Below are 25815 nucleotides of genomic sequence, written 5' to 3'. Positions count from 1 at the left end.
CAAAATCGGGGATTAATTGTTAATTTGCAAAGCTCTCCCGCGCCAAGTCCATCCCCAACCTGTTTCAGTTTTAATCGCAGAACCGATCGCAATTGCGGCAATTAACGTGCCTCCCAAACCTCCCAACCACCAGTATTTCGTCGGACAGTCGGAAATTTCGGCACCCAAACGGCGCCAATTGTAATGCTGCCAAATTACGATTAGGGATAAACAAATAGTTAACCAGGTAATTGGTAATTGGTAATTGGTGATTGTCAGAATTTCTGCGAAGTCCCCGTTTGCCAGCAAAATAGCTAATGCCAACCACGGCATCGGATAAATAAATAACATAATTGCGGCCATGTAAATCATCATTCCCCAACTGCGCTTAGCGCCGAGATACAGATTCTTTGTCCAGCCTTCCCACAATGCGCTCCAAGACCGATACATCCGCACGGATGCCAAATTTGAACCCGAATAAAGTGCGAGCTTTAAACCTGCACGTTTGATGCGTCTAGCTAATTCCACATCTTCAACAATTTCGCCGGCAACTGCTTCGTGTCCGCCGATTTTTTCGTAAGCCGATCGCCTAAATAACATGAACGGCCCGCCCGCAAAAGCACTGTCTGTTGTCGGATCGTTGACGGCGGTAAAGTCGTAGCAAACTGCTAGGTGATTGAACATTATCGGCTGCACTAACCACTCGGCAAAACACTCACAAACCAGCGCTGGCATACAGGTTAACAAGTCTATTTTCTCGGTTTGGGCTGTGGCGATAGCGGTTTCGATCGCCCCTGGTTTGAGTCGCACGTCGGCATCTATAAATAATAAGAAGTCTCCGGTTGCTATTTGAACAGCTTGGGCGCAGGCCCAGTTTTTGCCCGCCCAATATTGGTTGGTTGGTCGCGGCTGACCTGCTAATATTTTAAGTCGGGGGTCGTTGAGATGCTGTTGCAGGGTTTGCCCGATCGCCTTGGTGTCGTCTGTCGATCGATCGTCTACAATCAAAACCTCTAGGTTGTCCACAGACAGCGGTGTACTCTCCAAAATGGCGATCGCGCAATCCCGAATATTCTCAGCTTCGTTGTATGCTGGTACGATTACCGAAACTTTGGGGAAGTCCCCCGCCGATGGAAATAACTGCTGATCCCTACTGCTGTCGGTGCGAGGCGCATTTTTGACAGATCGGCGCAAATTCTTAGTGTAGGCTGTACTTACAATGAGAGAAAAAATTAGCAGGGTTAACAATATCAAAGCCAACTGACCTCAAAATTTCGGTACACGATTTGTCTCCCTAAATATTAAAAAATATTAAAACAAAAAGCTAGTCGATCGCCCGAAAAGTTATTTCGGCCGCCTCCTTTGCTATAATTTGTGAGCATCTTTCGGCTCGCCCGCAGCGAGGGGCAAGACCCCTCACCCAGACAGCGACCGAAAAGCCGAGGATAGATATCAGTTGTCAGAGGAGATTGCAATGGGCGAATTTTTTACAGTCGATGTGTTTGCGAACACGATAGCGGTACTCGGCGCTTTGGGTTTTTTCTTTTTGGGATATCAAGCTTTGCAGATGTTGAAAAAATAAAGTATGCCAGAACTGAGATGTTGCACCATTGTCAAGAACGGGCAAGATGCCCGTTCCACAAAGAATGAGTTTTCTTGTGGAACAGGCATCTTGCCTGTTCCTAAACAAGTAATTGAGAATGGTGCAATATCGATGTCAGAAGTCAGAAGTCAGAAGTCAGAAGGAAAGAAGTCAGAAGGAAAAAAGGAAGAGGGAAGTCGTCCGATGGAAGTCGGAAGAAGGAAAGAAAGAAGCAGGAAAGAAAGAAGCAGGAAAGAAACAACTATTCCGAATACCCAATGCCCTGTTTGGCCAATGCCCAATGCCCTGTTTGGCCAATGCCCAGGAACACTTAATTTACCTGAAAAAGGCTATACAACTGACTCAACAGTGCAACTGTTTCTTGCGAAAATCAACCAAAAAAAGGCTGCGTTATTATCATGGTGAGCCAACTTTTAGATGGACGCTATCAAATCATTGAAGTCATAGAAACAGGAGAATTTGGACAAACATATCTTGCCAAAGATATTCGCCGTCCGGGAGAACCGCAGTGCTTTGTCAAGCACCTGCGTCCTGGTACCACCGAACCGAAATTAATTAATACTACGCGCCGTCTTTTTCAAAAAGAAGCAGAAGTTCTAGAAAAGCTCGGTCAACACGACCAAATTCCTCAGTTATTCGCTTATTTTGAAGAAAATGAAGAATTTTTCTTAGTTGAATCCTTTGTTGCCGGTCACTCGCTATCAACCGAGATTGTACCGGGCAAGCCTCTAACAGAAGAAAAAATGATTGCTTTGCTGAAGGAACTGTTAGAAATTTTAGTGTTTGTACACGGACAGGGAGTAATTCACCGAGATATTAAACCAGGGAATTTAATCCGCCGCTATTCAGACAACAAGTTAGTTTTAATCGACTTTGGCTCGGTGAAAGAAATTCACATCGCTCAAAGACAAGCGCCGGTAACTGTGCGGATTGGCACGCTGGAATATATGCCGATCGAACAATTTCAATACAACCCGCAACTCAACAGCGATATCTACGCTTTGGGAATGATTGGCATCCAAGCAATGACGGGTTTGCCCGCTTACGATTTGCCGAAACTGCGGGATTTGAAAAATTCTAATAAAGGCGAAATTGTTTGGCGGCATTTAGCTGCGTGTTCCCAAGCGCTGGCCGATGTTTTGGACAATATGGTGCGCTACGATTTTCGGGAGAGGTACCAGTCGGCGGCGGAAGCTTTAGCCGATTTGAGGAAAATTGGCGATCGCTCGCGGGCGCGGATTCCCAAGCTAACAATATATCGCGAAGAAGTCGATCGGCGCAGCAGCAGCCGCGGTGATATTACAGTCGTCGGTCGTAGAATATTAGATGAACTGCGCGTCAGTTTGGAATTGCTGCCAGAAGAAGCAGAGGCGATCGAAGATGAGGTATTGAACCCTTACCGGAAATACAGGGAAAAAGGCGAACGCTACGAACAATCACTGCAAGAAGCAATGCAGCAAGAATATCCCTTTTCTCTGGAAACTCGCGACGAATTAAAACGCTTGCAGCAAGTTTTAGGGCTTACCGACGAAGATGCCGCGAAAATCGAAGAATTAGTCATTCCTAAATCTTTATTCGCTAAATTGTACAAGGCGATCTCCACAGTTTTGGAGGGACACCGCAACCCCAATCCGCCACCAGCGAGCAGCGCCCCTCAGCTCGAATTGCAGGCAAGTCCGATGGTATCCCCGCAGGTAAATCAGAACGGAAAAACCGATTTGTCGTTAGCGCAGCCCGCCCCTACGGGGGCTACGCCAACGGAGAGGATCGCCAGCCCAGCAGCACTTGTCCCCAAAGAAACTCGCAAATTCAATCCTTATCTAGCCGGGGCAACGATTGCGGCTCTCTTAGCTGCGATCGGCGGAATTTACGGATATCTCAAGTGGCAAGAATGGCAGCAGCGAGCCCAGCAAGAATCCCAACAGCTCAATCAAATTGAAGCTCTTTATAAAGCCAGCAATTATGAAGACTGCATCAGCCAAATCCCAACAATTGCCAACACGAACAGCAGCTATGCGTCCGCTCAGGACTTGCAGGAACAGTGCCAAGCAGGCTTGCTGTGGAAGAACGCCAAAGTCAAAAATTTCGCTCAGCATTCAGATGCGGTTGGGTCTGTTGCTTTCAGTCCAGACGGCTTAATGTTAGCCAGCGGTTCAAAAGACAAAACCATCCAAATTTGGGATTTAGCTACAGGCAAGTCGATCCGCACTTTTCCAGGAGATTCCTCCACTATTTGGTCGGTTGCTTTTGACTCAAACGGTACGAAACTGGCGACTGGAACCGGTTTTTGGCGAGTCATGCTGTGGGATTTGAAAACAGGGCAAGTGATTCGCAGTCTCGACCACACTGCTTCTGTTTGGTCTGTCGCTCTTAGCCCCGACGGACAGCTTGTGGCTAGTGGCAGCGGAGACAAAACCACAAAGATTTCGGATGCAGCAACTGGTCGTTTGATTCAGAGTTTTCCAGACCATACAGATTTTGTTTATTCTGTTGCTTTCACTCCCGATGGAAAAAGTTTGGTTAGCGCTTCTAAGGATAAAAAAATTACAGTTGTTGATGTAGCAACAGGGGCGTTGCTCAAAACTCTTGAGGGACACGGCGACGCGGTGAGGTCGGTTGCTGTTAGCCCGGACGGCCAAACAATTGTTAGCGGTTCCTACGATGAAAGTATTAAAATCTGGAATATCGAAACCGGAGATTTAATTCGCTCGATCAAGGGACATTCTGACGATATTGTCTCGGTTGCTATCAGCCCGGACGGGAAGTTTATTGCGAGCGGGAGCAAGGATAAAACTATTAAAATTTGGGATTTTGCTACCGGAGAATTGCTGAATACTTTGACAGGACATATGGATGAGGTTTATGTGGTTACTTTTAGTCCCGATGGCAAAACTATTGCTAGCGGTTCTAAAGACAATACTATTAAGTTGTGGTTAAGGTAATACCATTTTAGATTTTAGATTTTAGATTTTAGATTTTAGATCTTAGATGGGAATGACCAAGAATTTCTTGATGGTACAAGCCCCCGGATTTATCCGTGGAATCAATCCAAAATCTAAAATCTAAAATCCTCAAGCCCCCGAATTTATCCGTGGGGTCAATCCAAAATCTAAAATCTAAAATCTAAAATCGAATGACTTACTGCATAATGGTTGGGAACTTCCCTAGAGTTGCATCCTTTTGATGAACTGGTGTAATATCATGTCCAGTCGATTATCCCTAATACGGTAGGGGCGGGTTCACGAAAAATATCTGCCAATAATTGACAATCTCAAAAACCCGCCCTTTTAATCTTTTAATCGCTCGATCGAACATGATATAATTAGTCATTGGTCATTTAATTGCTATAATTCAGCTCGTTTTTTAAGGTTTGGGGAAAGTACCAATAAGGTGTTTCTAACTCGTCCTCAGTTGGAGAACTTTCAGTTGAGTCCTCTCGGATTTTAAAAAAGTAGTAGAGGTTAGCCACAGTTAAATCGGATATTTCTTGCCAATTCGAGGCAGCTAAAGCTTGATAGCCAGTCGCGATCGCCTGCTGGCTGACATAAAATTCGTATCTCCGGCGGATTTCCGGCGACACAGCGAAGGTTAGCTGGTCGCGCAAGGATAGAAAGTGAGACTTTTGCTTTAAACTTTCATAAAGTGAAGGTTCCGCAGCTAATACCGCGAAGGTAGTGTACACGCTGCTTTTTAAACTCTCGCCGGTGAGTTTATCTAAACTCGCTAACTGGTGCTGCTCTTTTGGAGACAAAGTTTGCATCCAATCAACCTCATTTTGCCAAAATTCTATTACACTTAAATCATGACCGAGAATCCTAGTAACTTCAGGAAATAAAAAATCTAGTTCGGCTTCCGATTGACATCCTTTAACAACAGTTAGAATATTTTGACGAATTTTTGATTGGAGTTCCAGCAGGCGATCGCTCACCATATCGTAGGCCCGCTGCAAGTGAAACGTGATGCCGATCGCCTGCTCGATCGCCCAAACACATTCCATTTGCCTGAGCTGTCCGGCAGAACACAGCCCCTCTAGCAAACTGGGATTATCATAAATTTTTAAAGCCTCAAACAGCATATCCCGCCCGGTATTAATTTCGGAATTCCGAAGTTTAAGATCGGGCACTGTCAGGGCTGACTGACAGCGTTTGATAGCTTTAGAAAAAATCTCGTAACCGTTAAACAGTTTCTGGCGGTGCATTTCAAAACTAGAGTCGTGAGCCACCTTGAAAATCTGCTGGATCACCTCTACTCCCCTATCTTTGAGGATGTGTCTGAGATCAATAAATCCGTCTTTAATTTTTAGCTTCTGGTGCTTTGCCTCTTCTCGGATTTTTAATACTTGGTTCAGGTTTACTGCTGACAAAACTGTGCTCGATACAGTGCCAATACCAATGACAGCAGCAGTCGCTTGCATCACTGCCAAATTAATTTTCAGACAGTTAAGCATTCTGTATATTTTTTGAAACCCCTGATGAGTTTGAGCAACCTGCAACGGCGCCAGTGTCACGTACACGGGAGCTACCAGCGGCTGTATGGGGCCACCTCCGGCTAACTGTGCGAGCAATCCTATAACTCCGCGCGAGGATAGAGTTTCACTTCTTGATTGATAAAAGATTTTTGCAAGCTCCACAAACTCCCCTGTCACCGGCTCTCTAGCTGCCGGGAGCAATTTTCCTGTTTTGACAGCAGGCTGTACCAGTTTGCCACTATTGAGTCGCGCCTGAGTTGCAGGGGTGAATATATAATCCATGTTGTGACTCAGTTTCCATTCAAAAAGGCAGATGTTCTGTATTGTATGCTGTTTAGGGAAACGAGGGATGAAAGGAAATGAATGAGTATCTCAAGGCATTCCAGGCTATTACCCAGTTTAGCGATCGATTGTTGGCAGACGAATATCAATCCGTGGAGATTAAACAGTCAGCTACCCAACTCAGCTTAGATGTGGAACCTTGTATTGACGAAATTAAGCAATCTGCCATCAGACTCAAGGGGTTACTTCAGGTATGTTTCAAAGATGTATCTCAGGCTGAGGATGTCTGGAATAGCAAGCCGAGAATTGCTGGAGCATCTCCTGTTGATGTCTGGGAGCAAATTGGCGAACTAAGCGGATGCGATGTGAGAATTCGCAGTTTAGGAAAACAGGGCAAATATGATGCTGTTGCTAAAGTTCGCAAATCTTGGAGCGACAAGGCGACCAAGTTAAAAAATCAGTGGTTTTTGTGGGATAAAAACCCTCAAGTCTTTCAAAGAGATACTATTGGTTTTTTTGAAAAAGATAATTTGCACAAAGAGTTGCGAAATGAAGTTGATTCCCAGGCAGAGCGAGTGAGTTTAATTATGGAGAATGAACTGAGTTTAATTTTTAAAGAATTACAATCTATTGATATAGAAAAAATTGAAGTTTGTATTGAATGCTTCGACCTAAACAGTCAATCTAATTTTAGAGAGCGGCTACAATCAATAGGCGGAGAGATTGTATCGAAGTTTACGGAGCCCCTGAAATATTTGCCTGATTCTTATATAAAAAGTTTTAAAGAAACGTTGAAAGAACCTGTAGAAACTCTAGTTCATAAAAGCAATCTGGGAGTCACTTTGGTCGATTTTGAAGAATCCTGTAAAGTGATTGGATTAATCCTAGATAATGCGATCGTAGCAGTTTTTGAGGAGCGCATGAAACTGGCCATTAAAACAGTTGAAAAAGCGATTAAATTCTACAATAATTTTTTAGAAAAGCAGGCGCGGTATCAGAAAGAGACGCCGGAACAGCGATCGGCGGAAAAAGAGTGGATCGAATGCCAGCGGCAGCAACTTAGGGAAGTTCAGCAGTATATTGATGCAGTCATCAATCATTAGTGGTTAGTTATTAGTTATTAGTTATTAGTCATTAGTCATTAGTCATTACTTATTTGTCATTACTTAGTGGTCACTGGTTATTGGTTATTGGTTAGTAGTTATTGGTTATTGGTTATTAGAACGAACAACTAACAATTAACAAATAACCACTGACCACTAAAAACAGTCAACAGTCAACAGTCAACAGTCAACAGTCAACAGATTATTGATATTGACCGCTGATTTCGTAAACGATCGCGCCCAAAGACGCTAAGCTAGCTAAAATTAGCATTCCGGCCGGCATGAATTTTTGAGTTTTAACAAGGCGCACAATAAAGACTATTACTAAAACAGCGGAGATGGCTGCTGCTAATGTTAAACCCCAACTTTGTCCCATAAGCTGGGCGGTGCCGGCAAAAATTAGCAGCGAACCGCTAATCAAGCCCGAAATGAGCGAGGCTTGGCTTTTGGCCTTGATATAACCCATGATGCCGCCAACCAGTGTTAAAATGCCGTAGCCGATCGCCGCTGCTGTACCTAAATTCATTTTTAATCCTCCCGATTTCACTCTTTGCATCTAAATTTATACAGCGCGGGCTGCAATTAGTGTCACAAATTGTTAGAAAATTTATTAAACCCAGTCAGGATATCTAACTGTTATACAATTGCCATTATGTCAGCCCTAACTTCTGGTGCGATCGCCCAAATCCGTTACCTCCAGCGCCTCGCAGCATCCCTGCTGCTGTATCAATCAGTTCTCAAAAGCCCCGCAGGTCAAGCTTTTCTCGATTTGCTGCAAGCCCTCCACCACAGCGAAGTCAGCGGTTTGGAATGTCAAGTAGCTTACGGGAACTGGTTCAAAGTTCAGGCTGCTAAAAATTTAAGCTGGAAAGATTCTCTGATTGCCGAAATTCTCAAAGACGAAAACCCCTTTTCTCGCCGAGCACAGCAAACAGATTTTGCAAGTTTGCCCCCCGCGTTGGTGGAAGCAGCGCAACATGATTTAGAAGTGCTGCAAAATATTTACGAATGCAGCAGCGAACAGTTGAGCAAGTGGGTACGGGTAGCGGGTCAACTTGACGCAGTGCCTCCGATTTGGCATTCAGAAACTGTAGCAAAACAGGGAGATTTGCCGCTGCACGAAAAACTGGAAAAATGGTCGAGTGCGGCGGAATCTTTGGCGGTTTATTACCGACAGTTTGGCACGGGTTTGTTTGCCGAATATCGCGCTTTTAGGTGGCGGGGAGGGGAGTTGGCAAATATTTCGCATCCCGATGGCATAACTTTAAAAGAGTTGGTTTGCTGCGATTGGCAGCGGGATGCTCTGGTGAAAAATACGGAGTTTTTGCTGGCGGGTTATCCGGCTTTGCACGTCTTGCTGTATGGCAGCCGCGGTTCGGGTAAGTCGTCTTTGGTGAAGTCGCTGTTAAATGAATTTGGATCTCGCAATTTGCGCTTGATTGAAGTATCTAAATCTGACTTGCAAGATTTGCCGCTAATTGTCGAAAAGTTGCGGGGAGTTCCTCAAAAGTTTATTATTTTTGTGGATGACCTTTCCTTTGAGGAAGATGACGATGCTTTTAAAGCTCTGAAAGTTGTCTTGGAGGGGAATGTAACTGCTCGATCTCAAAATGTGGCAGTTTACGCTACATCTAACCGCAGGCATTTAATTCGAGAGTTTTTTGACGACAGGCCTCGCCCCCGCGACGGAGATGAAGTTCACGCTTGGGATACCGTGCAGGAAAAACTTTCATTTAGCGATCGGTTTGGCTTGACTTTAACTTTTGAACCTGCCGATCAAAACACTTATTTAACAATTGTCCGACATCTGGCAGAACTTGCTGGAATCAAACTCGCTCCCGATGATTTGGAACACCGCGCTAAAGAATGGGCAACTCGTCGCAATGGGCGATCGGGCCGGACTGCGCGGCAGTTTGTTGATTTCCTGAAAGCAGATTTAGCCCTTTTTGGCAAGTAGATAGTCTGCGCTGGGAGGGCGGGTTTTACCCCAGATATCAGAAGACAATTCAGGATCTAAATAAACCCGCCATTGCAGCGCCGAAGGGCGAAATAAAAATTCTTAAGTTTTTCCTAATTTTATTGATAATAAATAACTAACAACATTTGATATAATTATCAAAATCCCCAAAGAAACCTCCAGAGCCAGAACCCATCCTGACTCCATAGATCTACCACTAAATAATGAGGAAAATATCATGGGTTTATTTGATAAAGTATCGCAGACTCGCCAAGAAACGGACGTAACATTAGGACCTGCCGAATCATTTGCGGCGATCGCGCTAATTGCCGTAGCAGCCGACGGTTACATCAATGACAGCGAAAGTAAAGCGATTAGCATGACGCTATCTCGGATGCAACTGTTCCGCAGTTATCCTGATGACGTGATGAGAAAAATGCTTGATCGTCTGCTGATGATTCTGCAACGGCAAGGAGTTGAGGTACTGTTTAATGCAGCTTTGGCAATGCTTCCCGACGAACTTAAAGAAACTGTTTTTGCTGTGACAACTGATATCGCTTTAGCCGATGGCGAGGTTTCAGAAGAAGAAGAACAACTTTTGAACGATCTTTACAGTGCATTGGGGCTTTCCGAAGATATTGCCCTCAAGATTATAGACGTGATGTTGATTAAGAACAAAGGTTAAGAAGAAGGGGAAGCAGTGAGGAAGGCCATTTTTACAATATTAGGACTTAGGCAACTGGTACATTAAACAAAGGTATGTAGTTGCACTTGGGCGCTCTTTCCTAAGCTAAGAGCTAGTCTATCGCAACTACATAGCTAAAATTCAACCCCTATTTGTGAGAGTTTGCCTTAGTCCTAAATAAAAAAAATTAGCGCCTACTTACTTAGCTGATAACTTCTCCCAAAGTGCGGATTTACCGATATGATGGTTAGTGAAATTGCGATCGAATTTGCGATCGCCCGTTACTACCTCAAATGCCTTTCACTTACACCCGCACTGTTCACTTTCAAGATACCGATGCTGCTGGAGTCGTTTACTTTGCTAACGTTTTGGCGATGTGCCACGAAGCTTACGAGGCATCTCTAGCCGCATCGGGAATCAATCTCAAAGCATTTTTCAGCAATCCCGAGGTTGCTTTTCCCATAATTCATGCTAGTGTAGATTTTTATCGCCCAATGTTTGCGGGCGATCGGCTGACGATTCAATTGACGCCCAAACAAGTTGGTGGCGATGAATTTGAAATTGTCTATCAAGTATTTTCTGGCGAAGTTGCAGGAAGAAGCGCAGCAAAAGGTCTTACTAAGCACGTCTGCATCGATGCACTTAGCCGAACTAGAAAACAGCTATCTGAAGACTTGATGCAGTGGATGAGGAAATTTGAAATTGAGATTTCAGATTAGTTCTATTTTTAAATAATAGCAGGGTATGACAGTCAAATTTCTTTTAGGTTGAGAATTTTTTCGGAATTTTTGATAGTATGTCAAATCGCAATTATGCCATTGTCGGCACGGGAGCTTTAGGCGGATTCTACGGTGCTAGACTGCAACAAGCAGGTTTAGAAGTCAATTTTTTGCTACGCAGCGATTACCATCAGGTCAAAAAACACGGTTTGATTGTCGAGTCTCCCGAAGGCGACTTCACCCTCCCCCACGTCCGCGCCTACCATGACGCACACAAAATGCCTCAGTGCGACGTAGTAATTCTAGCGCTGAAAACAACTCAAAATCACTTGTTGCCCAAAATTTTGCCTCCTTTATTAAAGGATAACGGCGCGGTTTTAGTATTGCAAAACGGATTAAATACGGAACCGGAAGTCGCTAAAATTGTCGGTGCAGAACGAGTGGTTGGCGGGCTGTGTTTTCTCTGTTCTTATAAAGTTGGGCCCGGTCATATCTGCCACCTAGATTACGGCACTATCACGCTGGCAGAATATTCCCAAGACTACAAAGCAATCGGTATTACTAATAGATTGCACCAAATTGCTGCGGACTTTAAACGTGCTCATATTCCCATAAAAATGAGCGATGATTTGCTATTGTCAAGGTGGAAAAAGCTGGTTTGGAATATTCCTTATAACGGGCTGTCTGTAGTGTTGGATGCGAGAACTGACGAACTGATGGCTAATCCTGATACTCTGATTTTAGTGGAGGAAATCATGGGGGAAGTGGTAGCGGGAGCCAAAAGTTGCGATCGCATTATTCCCGATGACTTTATCCCACAGATGCTCGAATACACTCAGAAAATGAAGCCTTACCGCACCAGCATGAAAATCGATTATGATGAATCGCGACCCCTGGAAGTTGAGGCGATTTTTGGTAATCCGATACGGGTGGCGCAGCAAGCAGGTATTAAGTTGCCCCAAATAGAGGTACTTTACCGAATGTTGAAGTTTATGGACGTTCAAAGGCAAGAAGCAGAGAGGATGAGAAGGCTGTTAGGTTTGCAGTAATTAGTCAGTTGACTGTCAACAGTGAACAGTTAACTGTTGACAGTTGACAGTTGTCAGGAGTCGGAAATAAGCATGAGAAATTCTGCCTTCTGCGTTGATTGCGATCGTCTAATAATTATTGATATTCGATCGCAATTTTTTGCAATTGTTCTCGATTAACTTTGCCTTGAGAATTGCGCGGCAATTTTTCGACGATTACCCAATATTTCGGCCGCTTAAACTTGCTCAACTTATCTTCTATTGCCACTTGCAGATTTTTGACAGTAACTTCGGAATTAGCGGGAACATAGATAGCCGTAACGACTTGACCCCAATCTTTGTCTGGCAAGCCAATTACAGCAACATCCGCAACTAAATTAGTCGATCGCACAACAGCTTCGACTTCCGCCGGAAATACATTTTCTCCGCCTGTGATAATTTTGTCGCTGCTGCGACCGACGATATTTAAGCAGTTATTTTCATCAAAAAATCCCACATCGTCTAAGTGTAAATATTCGCGATCTCCAAAATTTTCAGGATAATAACCCAACGCCAAAGATTTAGCATTTACCGCAATATTTCCGATTTGATTATTGCACAAAATCTCGCCATTAGCACTGCGAATAGTTATTTTAGCGTGCGGTAAAGTTTGACCGGAACTGTTATTGCCCGCGAGAAAATCTTGGGGTTTTAATGTAGCAATTTGCGAGGCGGTTTCTGTCATGCCGTAACTGGGTGCTAATTTGATTTGATAGTTTCTAGCTGTTTCTAAAAGTTCCGGCCAAGCGGGAGCACCGCCCAAAAGTACAGCACGAAACCGTCCCAGCCAATTAGCTGTATCTTGGTTTTGCAGCAGCCGTTGCAGTTGAGTTGGAACTAAAGAAATGAAAAATTCTTCGGGTTGGATGTCGCATTTTTTACCATTTTCTAATTCTTTAAATTGCTGAATAGCCAGTTTTCCTCCGGTAGTAAAGGAACGCATGAATTGCATTAAACCGCTGACGTGGTATAATGGCAAAACGCATAACGAGTTGATTTTGTCAACTTGAAAATATTGTTGAAAACCTTGTACTGATGCAGTTAGTGTTTCCCAAGTGTGGATGGCAAAACGGATTTTTCCTGAAGAACCGCCGGTGGGAATCATAATCGTATCAAAACCGCTTTTAGTCGGCGAATGCAATTCGCGGCTAGACAAATAAAGTCCGCCTTCGCGGACTGGGATATGGGGATTTTTGGGAAGCGGGTATTGTCCTAAAAATATGTCTGGTTCGATTAAATCAAAGACTTGCTGCCATTCTTGTTTTACCCAGTTGGGATTGCAGAGAAAAATCGGGCATTTGGCGGCGCGGGCGGCGATGAAACTGGCCAGAAATTGCACGGGTTCTGGTTCTGCGAGGCAAATTTTTTGGGGTGTTTTTTGTGCGGGATTTTGGGTGATTTCTTGAAATAGCCGATCGACAATTCGGGCAAATTCGCGACTGTCACAACCGATAAGCCAATTATCGGGCAAGCCAGAGGCGATATCCAGGATATTTACTGTGAGATTTGTTGCCATAGATGCTTTCACCAAGTTTCTCTATTCAAAACAATTACAGGAGTTACGCACTCCGACAAAGAAACCGGGTTTTTTACCGAATTTGTCGGCTGCAACGCGTCTTTTCGTAAAAAACCCGGTTTCTGAGCCCCCAGGAGTAATCTAAAATCTAAAATCTAAAATCGAATGATTGTCATCGAACCAGCAATCGGTGCCAAAGCCGAGTGCTCTCTTATTTAAAGACAATTGTGTTGCTAAATTTAAGGCTGCTTGTCTGCCGATTTGGGTTTCAAATACTGATGAGAAAACAGCATCTATATTGTGAGTTTGACAAAATTTTCGCAGTTGGGATGGAGAACCGCATATCGCAGGTTTAATGACGAAAATGCCCCGCCAGCCTTGGCTGTAGCACTCTTGGATGCGATCGAGGTTGGCGGCAGATTCATCAAGGGCGATCGGAGTTGCATAAATAGCATTCAATTCTACCATTTCCTGAAACTGTGTTACGGGCAGCGGCTGTTCCAAAAATTCAATGTCTGCGGAAAAATCGGGCGTTGCTTTTACCTCGTCGCAAGCTTCCAGCCATGTTTTAGCCTGCGAGTAACTGAGTCCCCCGTTGGCATCTAAGCGCAAAAATGCTTTTTCGCGATCGCACAAATTGTGCATTGCCTTAATTAGCTGCTGAAAAATCTTTAATTCTTCCTCAATTGCAGCAACACCAATTTTCCATTTAAACGTGCGATATCCCTCTAACCAAAGCACTTGCAAAGCCTGCAAAGCTGTTTCACCTGCTGGCAATAAACCGCTGAACCGATTTTTTTCTTCCTCATTCCCAACCTCTCTCCATTGGTGACTGCTTAAGACTGAACCCGCAATCAATGTCGATTTTAGGCGAAGTCTAGATCCCCCTAAATCCCCCTTAATAAGGGGGCCTTTGAGAATATTTCTTGTCCCCCCCTTATTAAGGGGGGTTAGGGGGGATCTAGAGTTTGATAGTGCTGACTCAAAGCCAAATTGACAAGCAGGCAATTCAGCGGAAATAGAGTAAATCGTCTCCGATGAAATATTACCTGGCAACTGGTGACAAAAATCTAAAGCTTGCTCAAAACTTTCCGAAGCAAACCAACTCAAAGGGGCAATTTCTCCCCAGCCAATTTGATTATTTGCGCCAATAAGTCGCAGGATAATTCCTTCGCGAATATCCCAAATGCCGTGACTTGTTTGCAGTGGAAGCTTAAATTTTCGCTGATAAGTGCGAAACTCGAATTGATACAGCATTTGTTTTTTAGTTAATCACTCAAACCTAAGAAACCGGGTTTTTACTTAATTTGTCGGTTATGACGAAGGATAATCGTAAAAAACCCGGTTTCTTGCTACCCGTTAATCATAAAATTGTCTCACAACTGATCCAAACTTATCAAAATTTTCAAAATGGATATTGTGGCCAGCTTTTGGTACAATTTCCAGACGGGCGGCTGGACACAAGCTGGCAATTTCGGTATTTATAGTTGTAAATTTATCATCATATTCTCCCGCTAGCAAGAGGATGGGAATTTGATTTTGTGCGAGTTTTTCCCAGAGAGAGGGCTGGTTGCCTGTTCCCATGTTGCGGAGTGATTTGGCTAATTCTAAGGGATTGTTTGTTAAGCGGGATTCTATAAGCTTGTCGAAGTTGGGAGAGTTTTTTAAAGATTTGAATAAAGGGCGCTCGTACCAGTTTAATATAAAATCTTTAATGTTGCTATTTTCCAGCTTTTGTGCTAGTTGTAAATCGGATTGCAGTCTGTGCGATCGCTCTTTTTCTGTCTTCAATCCTGGCGAAGCTGACTCTAACACTACTTTCTCGAATCTTTCTGGAAAATGTAATGTCATGTAAAGTGCCAATCGCCCGCCCATTGAATAGCCCAACAACAAACATTTGTCTATTTGTAAATCATTTAATAACTGGATCAATGCTTGGGCTGTATTTGGCATATTGTAGCAACTTTCGTCGCCGATTACTCTGGTTTCTCCATGACCGGGAAGGTCAACTGCTAGACAGCAATAACTTTTAGATAGTAAGGAAATGACGCTGCTAAAATCTTGATTGTTGCCCGTAAATCCGTGGAGTAATAAAATTAGTGGCTGATTTTTGTTGTCAGTTAAAGTATAGTGAAATTGATAATTTTTAGATTTTTCCATATTTACTGAAATTTAATTTCCGCATCGCCAACAGATATGACTGCTTGAAAACGAGTGAGAAAATCCATACCAATAAGACCATTTATACGAATATTTGGTGGTAGATTATGGGCAACTATCTCAAAATCTTCTATTAGTTGACCCACACAATTAAACCAAGATACATTAATCACAGGAGCATAAATTATTCCTTGACCTGTAACTAATTCTTGTCTGCGTAAAGGATTGCCAGTATCGTAACCCAAATTTTGTAACACTTGAACTGGCAATATTGTGAAGCTAGATCCCGTATCTACCAATAAACGCACCCGCAGAAAATTGCCCCCTTCTATACTGCCAATAGTTGCTTGCACGGCAAGCAAATTTGCCCATAACGCAACAAACGGTAGGCTTTCTGATAATTTGGCATTTTCGTCATAACATCACTGCTAGGTTGTCTGGTATCAGTCCAGTATATTCTATGGCTACAGATTTTCCATTCCTTAATGAAAGCTTACTATAAATTTCATCGCGTTCTGTTGCATGGGCTAAAACTTCACCTCGAATCACACTTAATTCTTCATCTAATTCAGGATTGACGATGAGTACCCACTCATCAGGATACAGACTAAAAATTTCTTCTAGAGTCAGGGTTGGGCTAATTTCTACTGGCGTGCTCATGATTTGCTTCTCCATGTTGGTGATTCAAGATCAAACTTTTTGTAGTAAGGACTTTAGTCCTGATTGACTAAAATATTAGAAACAGGACTAAAGTCCTCACTACGAACCGTACCTTTATTTTACCATTATACATCTCCAAACAAGCTATTCTTAAACAGGCTCTCCGGCCTGTTCCACATTAATTATTGGAGATATCTATTATTCTCGATCGCCCGATCTACAAAGCAAAGCCCAACGCCAGCAGCAATCCGCTCGAAAAATGCAGCGTAACTGCGATAAACTTAGAGTTGCTAACCTTTCCCGGTTGGTCGTGATAGTCTGTGACATGGCGGCAAAGGTCGATCGCAAATGGCAAACTCCCAAAAATCAACAGCGTCCAAATTGGGAACATTCCCAAAGCCACAAATAGCACAGTCAAAGCATAAACGCTGCCGCACAACCACTGCAATAACTGAGCACCTTTTTTCGTACCGAGTCGAACAATAGGCGATTTTTTGCAGGCCGCCACATCGTCCTCAACTTGGTGAAAGTGAGAACAAAATAAGATGATACTCGTAGTAATTCCCACGAGTGTCGAAGCCGCAAAATTAGTTGCCGACCAAGTTTGAGTCTGACTGTAATAAGCAGCGGCAAAGGCTAGCGGCCCGAAGGTGAAAAAGCAAATAATTTCTCCCAAACCCTGATAGCCAAGACGAAACGGAGGCCCTTGATAAGTGTAGCCGAGAGCACAGCATAAAACTACTAGCAAAATTACTGTTGGGTCTTTTTGCCACCAGCTTATGGCGCAAATTCCCGACACTCCAACTGCTAAAAACAGATTGGCTAGCCCGAAAATCAAAGTTTTATTTCCGGTTAAGTTAACTAGAGAATGCGCTTTGTTTTTATCGATGCCTGTTTCAGAGTCAAATACATCATTGCTGAGATTCAGCCATGCTATAATCAGAATGGCTGACATTAAAAATGTCGAAAAAATTGACGAATTAATCGTTTGAGTTTCGGCAAAAGCAACGGCAGTTCCTACTGAAATAGGAATCACCGCAACGCTGTACATGGGCGGCTTGATTGCCGCCAGCCACAATTTACTATTTGGACGTTCAATTAACTTTGTTGTCATTACACAAACTTGATGCAATTGATAGCAGCTTAGTGATTTTACAATGTTATTGGTGAATAATGTTTACTCTGTATAAGGTTGAGTGCGTGCGGGGCATCCGTTGAGAGGCTGTGAAGGTGCTCAAAGGCTTGAAGTAGCCCATCTGCAAACCTCTGCGGGGTCGTGAGCATGAGAGTCGAGATTGAGTCGCTCAATCTTAAAGTTTTATGTCTAAATGTTTCGATTGATCGCGCGTTGGCGAAGCCCGCCAAGAGGATCGTCTGTTTTTTGCCCCAAGCGAGCCCAAACTTTCCGGGAAACTCGAAAGGTCATGTTTTGCGATCGCCCTCCCGTGCTTAGATCGAAATAGGGGTTCTAGCGGGACAAAACCGCACTCTTTCTGACAAATCTGCTATTCTCGCTTTCATGACAGTAATACCGCACCGCGCTAATCTTTTACAAGACCGCAATCAACTGCATCAGTTTCTGTTAGATTGCCAGCAGTCTTTAACCGAAAAAGATCAAACAAAGATAGTTAGTATTTCTCAGGAGATTGCCCCAGTCGATCCGCTAGTTGTACTTCAAGAGATTTCCGAACCTTGCCAGCGGCACTTTTACTTTGAAAAAAGAGACCCGATTTCAGGCAATAGTTTTGCCATCGCCGCCCTAGATTCGACTATCCATCTAACAGTAGCCGGAAGCGATCGATTTACCCTCGCTCAAAATTTTATTCAATCTTGTCTGGCCCGAACAATTACCATCGGTACAGAACGCTTGCCCTTCAGCGGGCCGCACTTTTTTTGTAGCTTTGCTTTTTTCGATGAGAATGTCGCCACCAATTCTTACTTTCCCCCTGGCACCGTATTTTTACCAAAATGGCAGATTACTCGCCTGAAAGATAGCTGTACGATTGTCGCTAATGCCATCATAAACAAAGATATAAATGTTAAAATTCTTACCGAAAATATTTGGCAAAGCTTTGATAAATTTGAGTCTCAAAAATACCCAAAAATTACGACAAATAGCAACAGTTCGATATCTTTAAAACAAATACCGGTGAATGATTCCGCTCAATTTAAAACATCAGTCAAGTCTGCTTTAAAATTGATTGAGTCTCAATATTTCAGTAAAATTGTTTTGTCTCAAGCAATAAATGTCATTTCCCAAACCCCTTTTAGTTTAATAGATTCCTTAAATAACTTGCGCCTCACTTATCCAGGCTGCTACGTCTTTTCGACCAGTAACGGCAAAGGTCAAAATTTTATCGGAGCCAGTCCAGAACGCTTAATCTGCATTCACAACAATCAGTTAGTAACAGATGCTTTAGCAGGTTCCGCACCGAGGGGGAAAACTGAAGTAGAAGATGCGAATTTAGGCAAAGGTTTGCTCAACAGCGAAAAGGATCTTCGAGAACATCAAGTTGTGATTGATTTTATTGTCGATCGCCTGTCGAGTCTCGGTATCAATCCCGACTTTTCCCCGGTTCCCAGGCTGCTGCAACTGTCAAACATTCAGCATTTGTGGACACCCATAAGGGCTAGAATTCCCCGTGATATTCATTTATTAAATATTTTATCTCAACTGCATCCAACGCCAGCGGTGGCGGGCGTACCGAGAGATATTGCCCTACAGCAAATTCGCGGCTGCGAAAGCTGCGATCGCTCTCTGTATGCAGCACCCCTCGGCTGGATAGATCGCACCGGCAACGGCGAATTTGCCGTGGGAATTAGATCGGCATTAATCGATGGCGATCGGGCTATACTTTATGCTGGTGCTGGTATTGTGGCGGGTTCCGAACCCGAAAAAGAACTAGCAGAAATTCAGCTCAAATTGCAGGCACTTTTAAATGCTTTAGTTTAATTCAACTAATTTGCAGAATGTAGAGTTGTCTCGCTAATTGATTGAGTCTGTGTTAATGTTTAATTTTTACCTCCTCAAAATGTTCTACTATGGGAAAAGGATCGTAAAAATGGTGAAGCATTCTTTTCCACTCTTGATATTCAGCGGAATTCCTAAATCTAATTGTATGAGATTCTAAATTTTCCCATCTCACCAATAATAGATATTTTCCTTGAACTTCTGTGCAGCGATGAAGTTCGTGAGATAAATATCCATCTATAGACGATATCAGACTGGAGGCTTCTCTAAAAGCTATCTCAAAATCCCCCTCACAGCCAGATTTGACATTAAGCACAACTGCCTCAAGAATCATAAAAATGTATCCTGACAATTATTTGGGTATAATATCGTAGCACAATACAGAGTTGAGCTACTCAGATTTAGCAATGCCAATAGATTTTCGCAACACAAATACCGTCTGGGCTTCCGTATTAGCAGAAACATTGCAGCGACTGGGCTTAACTACAGCCGTGATTTGTCCCGGTTCGCGATCGGCACCGCTAACAATAGCCTTTGCTCAAAACAAAAAAATAGAAACTATTCCCATACTTGACGAACGTTCAGCCAGTTTTTTTGCATTAGGAATTGCCAAAAAATCATATTTTCCAACCGCACTAATTTGCACATCAGGAACCGCCGCTGCAAACTTTTATCCTGCGATAATAGAAGCCAGAGAAAGTCGCATTCCGCTGTTAATATTCACCGCCGATCGACCTCCAGAATTGCGGGACTGTCACGCCGGACAAGCGATCGACCAAGTAAAAATATACGGCAATTATCCCAACTGGCAAGCCGAATTAGCAATACCTTCTGCGTCCAGAGGAATGCTAGACTATCTGCGCCAGACGGTAATGTATGCTTGGGAGCGATCGCAATTTCCAACTCCCGGCCCCGTCCACCTCAACATCCCCCTGCGCGATCCGCTGGTACCCGTTCCAGATCCGGCGGTAGAAGCTTTAGAAACCGAATTTAATTCAGAAGATTTCTTTGCAGGATTAGAACCGATTGTTGTAGCAGAAACTTCTACCCCCCCCAGCCCCCCCTTGCTAAGGGGGGGAGAAAGAAGTGCATTCAGACAATGGCAGGAATCTGAGAAAGGGATAATTATTGCAGGGGTAGCCCAGCCTCAAGATGCAGAAAAGTATTGTAGTGCGATCGCCCGAATTTCCCAATTATTAAACTGGCCAGTTTTAGCAGAAGGATTATCGCCCTTAAGAAACCGCGCCCAACTCAACCCTCATCTAATTTCCACCTACGATACAATCCTGCGAAACCGCGAACTAGCAGAAAAATTAAGACCAGAAATCGCCATTCAAATCGGAGACTTACCCACAAGTAAAGAACTGCGAAACTGGCTAGACAAAACCCAACCCAAACGCTACATAATCGACCCAGCCCACCACAACTTCGATCCCCTACACGGCCAAACAATTCACCTGCGAACCTCCGTAGAAAATCTCGCAACTAATATCCCTCCTCAAGTCCCCCCCCTTACCAAGGGGGGGTTAGGGGGGGTTCAAACCTTGCCATCAAACGAATACCTCCAACTTTGGCGCAACACCGAAATCCAAGTCAGACAAACAATAGACCAAAAAATATCAGAAATTAACAACATAATCGAACCCAAAGTTTCCTGGCTGCTTTCCCAAATTTTGCCGCTTGGAACACCGATATTTATTGCTAACAGTATGCCGGTGCGAGATGTCGAATTTTTCTGGAAGCCGAACAACTTAGAAATAAAACCTTTTGTCAATCGCGGCGCTAACGGCATCGACGGCACACTGTCAACAGCTTTAGGAGTAGCCCACCGCAATCAAAGCAGTATATTGCTAACAGGCGATTTAGCACTTTTGCACGATACAAACGGTTTTTTAATTAAAAATAAATTTGTCGGTCATCTGACAATTGTTTTAATTAATAACAACGGCGGCGGAATTTTTGAAATGTTGCCCGTTGCCAAATTTGACCCGCCCTTTGAAGAGTTTTTTGCCACGCCGCAGGATATCAATTTTGCTCAGTTGTGTGCAACTTACGGCGTGGAACACGAGATAATCGACGAGTGGGAGCAGTTAAAAGAAAAATTGTTGGCGCTGCCAAATAACGGGATTCGGGTCTTAGAATTGCTCACAAACAGGCGTACAGATGCTAAATGGCGGCAAGACAATCTCGGTAAATTTAGCAAAGGTTCGTAGTGAGGACTTTAGTCCTTTATTTAAGCATTTAAGGACTAAAGTTCTCACTACGAACCTATTATGAACACTATTTAAACTGCTGGTTGAGCTAGCAGCGGATCTAATTCTCCATCTCTATCAAGTTTGTGAATGTCATCGCAGCCGCCGAGGTGTTGGTTGTTAACAAAGATTTGGGGGACGCTGCGCTTTCCGTTAGCGCGTTGGGCCATTGCATTTCTGGCTGCTTCGTCGCCGTCTATTTTGTATTCGGTGTAATTTACGCCTTTCCACCACAGCAAAGTTTTTGCCCGGATGCAGTAGGGACAGGTTTGCCAAGTGTAAATTTCTACATTGGCTTTGATGCGATCGGGCGATCGGCCCAAAATGGGATTGAGAAAATCAAGCATTTTCGGTACTGGGGTAAAAATTAAACTGATTGACAGATTAAATCATTTTAGCGAAACGCCATCAGTCCCGCGTCCTACCAAAGGTTAGCCTGCTATGGAATTGCCCGCAGCATCTTTGGCGCTGTGATTCGCGTCACACATTGACTAAACTCGGATCACTTACGTACACCCCAAATAATCACCTTCGGAACCTAATTAATATCACTGATCTTTTGAGGAAACCAGAGCATGATTAATATATCGAATTCAACCGCACTGCCATGAACTGCTTACAACTCCTCCCCGGCGCTATCTCTGAAATCATCGCTTCTGTCAGCGACACGGGCGTTTTAACTTTAGCCGATCGCTACGGTTTGATGGCCGCTACCTTGGACGAGTCCCTCAATGACGAAGATAGAGGCTGTGTCAACCGCCTGCTGCGGGCAGTGCTCAGAGGCAGGGTAAGAATGGTGAATGAACTTTCAGCAGCAATGTAAGGTGAGTCAGCGGTAGATAAAGATGGCGAAATTGGTTGGCAGCCGATCGCCCGCCGGAGTCCCTGAGACTTGATATAACGGCGACTTGAATTCGATTTAAAGTTTTCTCCTCTAACAAAACAACGGTTTTTTCGATGTGCAGCCTATAACGGGCTGCTTTTTTTTGGACAGGTGGGCGGGTTATCAGAAACCGGGTTTTTCGGAAAAAACCCGGTTTCTTAAGTCCCTGTGCGTTTTTCGGTACTTCCAAGTCCTCTAATCGCCGATTTTGATGTCGTACTGGCGGCAGAGGGCGATCAGTTTTTGTTGGAAGCGATCGCGCACGTTATCCGGCGAGACAATGACGCAATCTTCCCAATAAGGAGAGATTTCGCGAAAAAACCAGAAAGTATTTGAGATATTCCGAATCACTCGCCTGATAGGCGGATCGCCTTCTGCTTCGCCGACTTCCTCATCTTCCTGCTTGCGTCTGTAATTAAAGGCAAGTCTGCCGGATAGATGAAATTCTACGGGAATCCTGGCTAAATCTGGCAGCCAAGGTCGATCGACCGAAATCACCGCAGCATCTTCAATGCGATGCAGGAGTAGCGTCCAGTTGTGTTCGAGTCCGGGTACGTCTTGATTTCCCTCAGATTCTTCGCAGCGACACATTAAATATTGTCGCTTTTCAATGGGGACAATCCGAGCGTGCAAGATGGTGTAATGCCAAAGGCGATCGCTTGCATCCCGGTAAGACAGGCGAAAAGGTTGCTGTCTGTGAATAAAATGGTCGATTTTTTGCCGCCAAACAGGTAAGGGGTTGCTCAAAAATTGATCGATTTCAGCCCGGAAAGGGAGAGTTAGTTCGCTGCGAGAACTCAACAATTCGGCAATTGCCAGCGCTTCATCAATTTTGCCCAAGTCAAGCAATTGCTGTCGGGCGATGTCTAGGGCTTGGATGCGGGTTTGCGGCCAGTCGTGGTTCGGGGCGATCGTCAGTTGGCGGCGGGCGATCGCTTCTATCAGTTTCGATATGTTCGGGCGATCGCCCCACGTCTTCCCGAATTCTTGGGCCAAGGCTTCCAACTCAGTTTTATCTCGTTCAGAAACCGATAGGGTGATCGATTGACCTTTGCGACTCATAAATGTACGGACACTTTATCTTGGTACAGGGTTGATTATCTCTATTGTCGGTGTCAATATGGGGAATATCCACTTTCTACGGACACAGTTTCAGCATATGTCCGACTACCAAATTACCCTCAAATCCGTTTATTCCTGTCCCGCTGCGGAGATTCCCCAGGGAGTCAAATTACCGGAAGGTTGGACACTTTCTTGGCATCAACTCGAAACTTTAAAGGCAATTCGCGATCCGAATATTGATGTCATTTTCAACTTTGCTATCACTAGCGATGGCAAAAGTTTAGCTGCTTTTTTAGAAACATTGCAGACAGATTGTTGTGTAGTGGCGCTATATCCGACGAATGAACTGGCGCGAGATCAGGAGACTCAAATTCAGCGCTATATCGAACAATTTCAACCCGCTCATCAACCCCGCGTTGTCCGACTCAGCGGCTCGGAATTAGAAATCTATGCAGAAAATGAAGGATTGAGAAAAGCAGCCGCGATCGCATCTCGCACAGGTCAATCAGAGATTTTATTAACTAACCCTGATATCTTGCACTATCTGCACCGAGGAGCGTATTTAAGCTCTGAAGATAGCCCCGATAAACTGTGGGGTCGCATCGACAAAGATTTTAACCTATTCATTTTTGATGAATTTCATGTTTTTGCGGCTCCCCAGATTGCCAGCGTCATCAATACCATGTTATTAATTCGCAATACAAACCGCCGGAAAAAGTTTGTATTTCTGTCAGCAACTCCTGACGAGCAATTAATTAAGAGACTAGAAACAGCAGGTTTTCGCTGTCAAACTATCGACCCTTTAAAAGCAGGCAAATATCAGTTTCCCGATCGCCCTGCGGAAATCGAACAGTTGAAAACAGACTGCTGGCGGCAGATATTAAGGGAAAGTACGCTGACTTTTGTTTCCCTAGAACCAACTTCAAAAGCTTCTGAAAATTGGCTGAAGGACAGCGCAAATCTCATCCTGACTCACTTTAAACACAATCCCGGCAGTAAAGGAGCGATTATCCTGAATTCAATTGCTGCCGTCAAGCGGCTGACACCATTTTTTCGGGAATTGTTCGCGCCTCACGGTTTAGTTGTTGGCGAAAATACCGGGTTATCGGGAAAGACGGAAAAAGAGCGATCTCTCTCGTCAGACTTAGTTCTCGGTACTAGCACAATTGATGTGGGGGTAGACTTCAAAATCAATTTGCTGATTTTTGAATCTGCCGATGCCGGCAACTTCATCCAAAGATTGGGAAGGTTGGGGCGACACGATGGGTGCGATCGCAATGGAGAGTTTATTCAGTTTAAAAATTTCACAGCCATCGCACTCACCCCTAATTTCTTAGTCGAACGCTTGTTTTCGGGTGAGACTGCCACTCTAGAGTCTAACGGAATTTACGATCGTCCTTTTTTCTATCAACTAATTCGCGAAAAGTACCGCCAAATCAACAATTTTGAGGGATATTATTCGCGGTGGGGTGCGGTGCAGTCAGTTCAAATTTGTTGGGAATTAGGGCACAGGACAATTAAACAGCAGTACGCATCAAGTCAGAAAGCTTTTCAGGAAGCTGCTCAAAAAGTATTTAAAACTAGCTTGGGGAAAGTGGCAGGTAATATTAAACACTGGGGCAAAGAGTGGCAAGAGCGATCGGGAAATAAGACAGGAAATCCGATAGTTGAAGATGCTAGCAGTTTTCGAGGTTCTAGTCCCCTGCAATGCGGCATCTGCGATTTAACCGATTCCCATGAGGCAGACAAATTTAAAACTTACGATTTACCAGGAATTTTGAGCAACTTGGAAATTGAACCGATGACGGAATTTGCATTTATGCGAATGTTGAACGAGACATCGGAACGTCTTGGGCAACCAATTGCCAAAGGTCGATTTAAACATTGTCTTGCTTTTTTGAAGTTGCATAGTTATCGGGAGGAAAGACTGAATTGGAAATTTACTTATTCGGGAAATTTAGAGGAAAATGCTGCTGCTTGGAAGGTTCAGGTTTTAACGGGGATTGAGGTTTTGCAACCTGAGAATTATTGGATCGGGGAAATTAACAAGCGTTTGAAGAAGCAAGCATTGGTTTGTTATGTGCTGCGCTATCCGGTGGCTGAAGTGCGATCGCGCCTGCAATTGCCGGTACACTTTCAGATTTATCCGATTTGCGATCGCTACAGTATCCACGATGCGACTGCACCTTATTCGATCGCCTTTGGGCAGTCGGCGCTGTTGGTAGACACGCTGGCCCACTGGCTCAAGAGCAAGGGGGATGAAATATGGATTGCGTAGAAGTTCAAGCCCTAATAGGGGGGGTTAAGTCAGGTAGAAAGATAGAGGAACGAACGCCATTAGGAGCGCAGCGAATTTTTTCAATCCCTAATAGGGTGTTAAGCTCTCAATAAAAATTAATAAGCTTTTTCTACCTGTCCACACCATAGTACACAAGTATAGCAAGGATG

The 25815-nt window shown here is 44.0% G+C and carries 23 protein-coding genes; 11 read left to right on the top strand and 12 right to left on the bottom strand.

The features are described from left to right. Positions 1-12: 12 nt before the first annotated feature. A complete protein-coding gene (locus tag QUA58_RS10765) occupies positions 13-1233 on the bottom strand; it encodes a glycosyltransferase family 2 protein (protein WP_333249955.1) in 1221 nt (406 codons plus the stop codon). Between the two features lie 331 nt (positions 1234-1564). Between QUA58_RS10765 and QUA58_RS10760 the strand changes: the two genes are divergently transcribed. Together QUA58_RS10760 and QUA58_RS10755 are read left to right on the top strand one after the other, a co-directional pair. Next, entirely contained in the window at positions 1565-1987 is a 423-nt protein-coding gene (locus QUA58_RS10760) for a hypothetical protein (RefSeq protein ID WP_333394019.1), read from the top strand. Further along, positions 1981-4524: a protein kinase domain-containing protein gene (locus QUA58_RS10755; protein ID WP_333394018.1), complete on the top strand. Its 2544-nt coding sequence runs from the start codon at positions 1981-1983 to the stop codon at positions 4522-4524. Before QUA58_RS10760 ends, QUA58_RS10755 begins: the two co-directional genes overlap by 7 nt. 395 nt (positions 4525-4919) lie before the next feature. On the opposite strand, the gene QUA58_RS10750 is transcribed toward QUA58_RS10755, so the two are convergent. Next, positions 4920-6332: a hypothetical protein gene (locus QUA58_RS10750; protein WP_333394017.1), complete on the bottom strand. Its 1413-nt coding sequence runs from the start codon at positions 6330-6332 to the stop codon at positions 4920-4922. 77 nt (positions 6333-6409) lie between these two features. Here QUA58_RS10750 and QUA58_RS10745 point away from each other — a divergent pair, with 77 nt between their 5' ends. Then, on the top strand, positions 6410-7435 hold the full coding sequence (locus QUA58_RS10745; RefSeq protein WP_333249948.1) for a hypothetical protein: 1026 nt from the start codon (positions 6410-6412) through the stop codon (positions 7433-7435). Positions 7436-7637: 202 nt separating this feature from the next. Here the strand turns inward: QUA58_RS10745 and QUA58_RS10740 are convergent, their stop codons facing one another. Continuing rightward, entirely contained in the window at positions 7638-7961 is a 324-nt protein-coding gene (locus QUA58_RS10740; protein ID WP_190735279.1) for a TMEM14 family protein, read from the bottom strand. A 126-nt stretch (positions 7962-8087) separates the two neighbouring features. Here QUA58_RS10740 and QUA58_RS10735 point away from each other — a divergent pair, with 126 nt between their 5' ends. The 4 genes from QUA58_RS10735 to QUA58_RS10720 all read left to right on the top strand — a co-directional run bounded on the left by QUA58_RS10735 (position 8088) and on the right by QUA58_RS10720 (position 11845). After that, the gene (locus tag QUA58_RS10735; protein ID WP_333249946.1) at positions 8088-9392 is read left to right on the top strand and encodes an ATP-binding protein; all 1305 of its coding nucleotides are present in this window, start codon (positions 8088-8090) and stop codon (positions 9390-9392) included. Positions 9393-9630: 238 nt separating this feature from the next. Continuing rightward, positions 9631-10077 (top strand): tellurite resistance TerB family protein, encoded by a 447-nt coding sequence (locus QUA58_RS10730; protein WP_333249944.1) that lies wholly within the window; start codon positions 9631-9633, stop codon positions 10075-10077. A 293-nt stretch (positions 10078-10370) separates the two neighbouring features. Continuing rightward, positions 10371-10796 (top strand): thioesterase family protein, encoded by a 426-nt coding sequence (locus QUA58_RS10725; RefSeq protein ID WP_333249943.1) that lies wholly within the window; start codon positions 10371-10373, stop codon positions 10794-10796. A gap of 77 nt (positions 10797-10873) precedes the next feature. Beyond that, positions 10874-11845: a putative 2-dehydropantoate 2-reductase gene (locus QUA58_RS10720; protein ID WP_333249941.1), complete on the top strand. Its 972-nt coding sequence runs from the start codon at positions 10874-10876 to the stop codon at positions 11843-11845. Between the two features lie 115 nt (positions 11846-11960). On the opposite strand, the gene QUA58_RS10715 is transcribed toward QUA58_RS10720, so the two are convergent. From QUA58_RS10715 to menA, 6 genes are all read right to left on the bottom strand, one after another. Further along, complete coding sequence (locus QUA58_RS10715; RefSeq protein WP_333394015.1) at positions 11961-13379, bottom strand: 2-succinylbenzoate--CoA ligase; 1419 nt, start codon at positions 13377-13379, stop codon at positions 11961-11963. A gap of 141 nt (positions 13380-13520) precedes the next feature. Continuing rightward, on the bottom strand, positions 13521-14636 hold the full coding sequence (locus tag QUA58_RS10710) for an o-succinylbenzoate synthase (RefSeq protein ID WP_333249937.1): 1116 nt from the start codon (positions 14634-14636) through the stop codon (positions 13521-13523). A gap of 102 nt (positions 14637-14738) precedes the next feature. Then, positions 14739-15539, bottom strand: coding sequence for a 2-succinyl-6-hydroxy-2,4-cyclohexadiene-1-carboxylate synthase (gene menH / locus QUA58_RS10705; protein ID WP_333249935.1), 801 nt, complete (start codon positions 15537-15539; stop codon positions 14739-14741). A 2-nt stretch (positions 15540-15541) separates the two neighbouring features. After that, positions 15542-15892, bottom strand: a complete 351-nt coding sequence (locus QUA58_RS10700) for a retropepsin-like aspartic protease (protein WP_333394014.1) — start codon at positions 15890-15892, stop codon at positions 15542-15544. Positions 15893-15953: 61 nt separating this feature from the next. Beyond that, on the bottom strand, positions 15954-16199 hold the full coding sequence (locus tag QUA58_RS10695; protein WP_333249931.1) for a hypothetical protein: 246 nt from the start codon (positions 16197-16199) through the stop codon (positions 15954-15956). Positions 16200-16416: 217 nt separating this feature from the next. Continuing rightward, positions 16417-17313 carry a 2-carboxy-1,4-naphthoquinone phytyltransferase gene (gene menA, locus QUA58_RS10690; protein WP_333249930.1) on the bottom strand — a complete coding sequence of 299 codons (897 nt, stop codon included), beginning with the start codon at positions 17311-17313 and terminating at the stop codon, positions 16417-16419. A 405-nt stretch (positions 17314-17718) separates the two neighbouring features. Between menA and QUA58_RS10685 the strand changes: the two genes are divergently transcribed. Next, a complete protein-coding gene (locus QUA58_RS10685; RefSeq protein ID WP_333249928.1) occupies positions 17719-19152 on the top strand; it encodes an isochorismate synthase in 1434 nt (477 codons plus the stop codon). 52 nt (positions 19153-19204) lie between these two features. Here the strand turns inward: QUA58_RS10685 and QUA58_RS10680 are convergent, their stop codons facing one another. Beyond that, positions 19205-19504, bottom strand: coding sequence for an antibiotic biosynthesis monooxygenase (locus QUA58_RS10680; protein ID WP_333249926.1), 300 nt, complete (start codon positions 19502-19504; stop codon positions 19205-19207). Between the two features lie 73 nt (positions 19505-19577). Between QUA58_RS10680 and menD the strand changes: the two genes are divergently transcribed. After that, positions 19578-21383, top strand: a complete 1806-nt coding sequence (gene menD / locus QUA58_RS10675; protein ID WP_333394012.1) for a 2-succinyl-5-enolpyruvyl-6-hydroxy-3-cyclohexene-1-carboxylic-acid synthase — start codon at positions 19578-19580, stop codon at positions 21381-21383. 71 nt (positions 21384-21454) lie between these two features. Here menD and grxC read toward each other — a convergent pair whose 3' ends face one another. Beyond that, the gene (gene grxC / locus QUA58_RS10670) at positions 21455-21769 is read right to left on the bottom strand and encodes a glutaredoxin 3 (RefSeq protein ID WP_333394011.1); all 315 of its coding nucleotides are present in this window, start codon (positions 21767-21769) and stop codon (positions 21455-21457) included. Between the two features lie 260 nt (positions 21770-22029). Here grxC and QUA58_RS10665 point away from each other — a divergent pair, with 260 nt between their 5' ends. Next, positions 22030-22245: a hypothetical protein gene (locus QUA58_RS10665; protein WP_194012571.1), complete on the top strand. Its 216-nt coding sequence runs from the start codon at positions 22030-22032 to the stop codon at positions 22243-22245. A gap of 255 nt (positions 22246-22500) precedes the next feature. Here the strand turns inward: QUA58_RS10665 and QUA58_RS10660 are convergent, their stop codons facing one another. Beyond that, positions 22501-23367: a WYL domain-containing protein gene (locus QUA58_RS10660; protein WP_333394010.1), complete on the bottom strand. Its 867-nt coding sequence runs from the start codon at positions 23365-23367 to the stop codon at positions 22501-22503. A gap of 97 nt (positions 23368-23464) precedes the next feature. Here QUA58_RS10660 and cas3 point away from each other — a divergent pair, with 97 nt between their 5' ends. Next, a complete protein-coding gene (cas3, locus tag QUA58_RS10655; RefSeq protein WP_333394009.1) occupies positions 23465-25645 on the top strand; it encodes a type I-D CRISPR-associated helicase Cas3' in 2181 nt (726 codons plus the stop codon). The last annotated feature ends 170 nt before the right edge of the window (positions 25646-25815 follow it).

It is taken from the genome of Microcoleus sp. N9_A1 (assembly GCF_036701795.1).
Taxonomy (GTDB): Bacteria; Cyanobacteriota; Cyanobacteriia; order Cyanobacteriales; family Microcoleaceae; genus Microcoleus.
The sequence above is the reverse complement of the archived record's forward strand: the minus strand, read 5'-3'. Positions and strand labels throughout refer to the sequence as shown.

What these genes read in the sequence shown, in the direction of transcription:
- QUA58_RS10760 (WP_333394019.1), top strand. Translation starts at nt 1,565, where the DNA reads ATGCCAGAACTGAGATGTTGCACCATTGTCAAGAACGGGCAAGATGCC.
- QUA58_RS10755 (WP_333394018.1), top strand. Translation starts at nt 1,981, where the DNA reads ATGGTGAGCCAACTTTTAGATGGACGCTATCAAATCATTGAAGTCATA.
- QUA58_RS10750 (WP_333394017.1), bottom strand. Translation starts at nt 6,332, where the DNA reads ATGGATTATATATTCACCCCTGCAACTCAGGCGCGACTCAATAGTGGC.
- QUA58_RS10745 (WP_333249948.1), top strand. Translation starts at nt 6,410, where the DNA reads ATGAATGAGTATCTCAAGGCATTCCAGGCTATTACCCAGTTTAGCGAT.
- QUA58_RS10740 (WP_190735279.1), bottom strand. Translation starts at nt 7,961, where the DNA reads ATGAATTTAGGTACAGCAGCGGCGATCGGCTACGGCATTTTAACACTG.
- QUA58_RS10735 (WP_333249946.1), top strand. Translation starts at nt 8,088, where the DNA reads ATGTCAGCCCTAACTTCTGGTGCGATCGCCCAAATCCGTTACCTCCAG.
- QUA58_RS10730 (WP_333249944.1), top strand. Translation starts at nt 9,631, where the DNA reads ATGGGTTTATTTGATAAAGTATCGCAGACTCGCCAAGAAACGGACGTA.
- QUA58_RS10725 (WP_333249943.1), top strand. Translation starts at nt 10,371, where the DNA reads ATGCCTTTCACTTACACCCGCACTGTTCACTTTCAAGATACCGATGCT.
- QUA58_RS10720 (WP_333249941.1), top strand. Translation starts at nt 10,874, where the DNA reads ATGTCAAATCGCAATTATGCCATTGTCGGCACGGGAGCTTTAGGCGGA.
- QUA58_RS10715 (WP_333394015.1), bottom strand. Translation starts at nt 13,379, where the DNA reads ATGGCAACAAATCTCACAGTAAATATCCTGGATATCGCCTCTGGCTTG.
- QUA58_RS10710 (WP_333249937.1), bottom strand. Translation starts at nt 14,636, where the DNA reads ATGCTGTATCAATTCGAGTTTCGCACTTATCAGCGAAAATTTAAGCTT.
- menH (WP_333249935.1), bottom strand. Translation starts at nt 15,539, where the DNA reads ATGGAAAAATCTAAAAATTATCAATTTCACTATACTTTAACTGACAAC.
- QUA58_RS10695 (WP_333249931.1), bottom strand. Translation starts at nt 16,199, where the DNA reads ATGAGCACGCCAGTAGAAATTAGCCCAACCCTGACTCTAGAAGAAATT.
- menA (WP_333249930.1), bottom strand. Translation starts at nt 17,313, where the DNA reads ATGACAACAAAGTTAATTGAACGTCCAAATAGTAAATTGTGGCTGGCG.
- QUA58_RS10685 (WP_333249928.1), top strand. Translation starts at nt 17,719, where the DNA reads ATGACAGTAATACCGCACCGCGCTAATCTTTTACAAGACCGCAATCAA.
- QUA58_RS10680 (WP_333249926.1), bottom strand. Translation starts at nt 19,504, where the DNA reads ATGATTCTTGAGGCAGTTGTGCTTAATGTCAAATCTGGCTGTGAGGGG.
- menD (WP_333394012.1), top strand. Translation starts at nt 19,578, where the DNA reads ATGCCAATAGATTTTCGCAACACAAATACCGTCTGGGCTTCCGTATTA.
- grxC (WP_333394011.1), bottom strand. Translation starts at nt 21,769, where the DNA reads ATGCTTGATTTTCTCAATCCCATTTTGGGCCGATCGCCCGATCGCATC.
- QUA58_RS10665 (WP_194012571.1), top strand. Translation starts at nt 22,030, where the DNA reads ATGAACTGCTTACAACTCCTCCCCGGCGCTATCTCTGAAATCATCGCT.
- QUA58_RS10660 (WP_333394010.1), bottom strand. Translation starts at nt 23,367, where the DNA reads ATGAGTCGCAAAGGTCAATCGATCACCCTATCGGTTTCTGAACGAGAT.
- cas3 (WP_333394009.1), top strand. Translation starts at nt 23,465, where the DNA reads ATGTCCGACTACCAAATTACCCTCAAATCCGTTTATTCCTGTCCCGCT.